At 75.3% G+C, this 2,568-nt stretch carries 2 protein-coding genes; both read left to right on the top strand.

Features of this window, described 5'->3' with window-relative positions; all coding sequences use genetic code 11:
• A partial coding sequence (locus D3105_RS33380) for a YcaO-like family protein (RefSeq protein ID WP_118906551.1) occupies nucleotides 1-1,107 on the top strand: 1,107 nt, incomplete at its 5' end.
• A 14-nt stretch (nucleotides 1,108-1,121) separates the two neighbouring features.
• A partial coding sequence (locus tag D3105_RS33375; RefSeq protein WP_240647123.1) for a nitroreductase occupies nucleotides 1,122-2,568 on the top strand: 1,447 nt, incomplete at its 3' end.

The raw sequence follows: 2,568 nt of genomic DNA, 5'->3' as shown, positions 1-2,568 counted from the left end.
GGCCACCCCCAGGAGCCCCGGCGGGCCACGGCGGCCGAGCTGACCGCCGAGGGCGCCCGCCTCTACGGACCCGGCGCGCTGCCGACGTACGCACCGTGGCAGTACGGCCGCCCGGGCTTCCCGTACGCCGAACTCACCCCCGACACACCGGCGCTGTGGACCCGGGCCGTCGAGTACGGGGAACCCTGCTGGGCCCCCGTCGCGCTGACCCACCTCAACTGGCGTCAGGGTGAACTGCGTTCACTGCCCCGTACCCACCACCTCAACTACGCGGGCATCGCCACCGGGCAGGGGCTCGACGACGCCGTCGAGCGTGGTCTTCTCGAAGTCGTCGAGCGCGACGCCCTGGAGCTGTGGTGGCACCTGGACGGGCCGACCCGGGGCATCGACCCGGCGAGCGTCCCCGGACTGACCGAGGACCTGGCCGGCTGCGAGCTGGACGTGCACATCGTGGAGATGCCGTCCGAGTTCGCCCCCTGCGTCGCGGCCCTCGTGCACGATCCCGGACGCGGTATGTACGCGGCGGGGTTCGCCTGCCGGTACGACCCGGCGGAAGCGGCCCGCAAGGCCGTTCTGGAGGCCGTGCACACCTGGGTGTTCACACAAGGCACGGTGGATGCCGACGGGTGGGTGTACCGGGCGATCGAGGCCGGGATGCTCGCCCGCGGCCTCTACCTCGACCACCGGGCCGACCGGCGCTATCTCGACGACTGCGGGCCCGAGTTCGCCGCCGTACGGGACCTCGGCGCCCACGTTCAGGTCTGGCTGGACGACCGGATGACCCCGTTCGCCCGCCGGTTCACCGAACCCGCCCTGGGTGTCGTCCCTGTCACCGCGATCACTCCCGGGAACCGCGCCGCGCTCGACGCGGCGCTCGCCGCCGGGGGCCACCGGGTCATCACCGCGGACCTCACCACGGAGGACGTCGCCGAAACCACGCTGCGCGTCGCCCGGGTCCTGGTCTCCGGGCTGATCCCCAACGCCCCGGCCGCCTTCGGCTACTTCGGCTGTCCGCGTTTCGCGGAAGCGGCGCTCGACCGAGACTGGCGCACCCAACGGCCCACCGGACCGCAGGACTTCACTCTCGCCCCACCCCCGCACATGTGATGGAGCGCGCCCCCATGCCCGACACGCCGGACGGAGCCGTCGCGCCCCCTCGCGGAGTGGGTGCCGTTCTGCCCGCCGCACCGGAACTCCTGTGCGCGGCTCTCGCGGATGCCCGGTCGCCGCGTGTTCCGAAGCTCTCGCCGTACGTTCCGGAGCGCCCGTTCCCGTGGAACGGCCCGGCAGCCATGTACGTCAGCGAGCCCGGGACCGCGATCGACCTGGACCGTGTGCTGCGGCTCTCCCTGGCCGCGCCCGTCGGCGCACCGGGCCGGCTGCGCCCCGTCCCCTCGGCGGGTGCTCTGCACCCGGTGCGCGCGCACCTGCTGCTCGGGCAGGGGTGTTCGCTGCCGTCCGGACGATACGGCTACAACCCGCTTACCCACCGGGCCCATCGGCGCGGCCCGGCCCCCGACGGCGCACCCCCGGGCGCTCTCGTCGTCCTCACCGTGGCCGCGTCCCGTACCGTCGGGCACTACGGCCACCGGGCCTGGCCGCTGCTGCTCCTCGACACGGGGCATGCCGCCGCCGCCCTCGCGCTGGCCGGGGCCACGACCTCCGATGTGCTGGTCTGCCTCGACGCGGACGGCCCTCTCCTGGCCGCCGCAGCCGGACTGCCCGACGCCCCGGACTGGCAGCACGCCTGGCCCGGCACCGAGCCGGAACTCCCCCTCGCGGCCGTACTGTTGACGCCCGCGGGCGGCCCCGTCGACCCCGGACCGCCGCTGCGTGCGTGGGCCACTCTGCCCCGCGCCGCGGCCCCGACGCCACAACCAGGTGCCGACACCACGCCGGCCCGTGAACTCGCTGCGGCACGACACCTGTTGCAGCACATCGCCGAAGCACCCGGGCGACCCGACGGCACCTGGCACCCGGCCCGGCGTCCCGGAGAGTTGACCGACGAGACTCTGGAGAGGCGGCGGAGTGCCCCGCCCGATGACCTGAACCGCCCGCCCGGCAAGGAACTGCTGTCCCGAGTCCTGGCGACCGCCCGGAGCGTGCTGCCCGAAGGGCCCGCCTGGACGGTGGCCGTGGGCGGTGCCACCCCGGCCCTGTACGCAGCGGCTTCTTCCGGCAGGCCGGGCCTCGACATCCGTGCCGTGGGCGACGCGCGTGCGACCCTCGCCCACTGGGCGGCGGGGCAGCAGTGGATCGGCGCCGCCGGCGCGGTGCTCCTCGGTCACGGCTGCCCGGAGGGCGCTCCCCGGGCCACCGTCCGCAGCAGCCACCTCGTCGCCGGATACGCGGTCGGCGCGGCGCAGGCGCACGCCACAGCACTGGGCCTGCGCTCACGCCCCATCGGCTCCTGGCAGCAGGCCGACCTGGGTGGGGCGCTCGGCGACGCCCCCGGACGCGACTGGATCGTGCACGGCCTTGCACTCGGCGCACGCCCGACGAAGGCCGCCACCCCGACGAAGGCCCCCACCCCGGCCAAGGCAGCGGCCACCCCGGCCGGGGTGGGGG

This window comes from Streptomyces globisporus, from assembly GCF_003501885.1.
Taxonomy (GTDB): domain Bacteria; phylum Actinomycetota; class Actinomycetes; order Streptomycetales; family Streptomycetaceae; genus Streptomyces; species Streptomyces globisporus_D.
The sequence above is the reverse complement of the archived record's forward strand: the minus strand, read 5'-3'. Positions and strand labels throughout refer to the sequence as shown.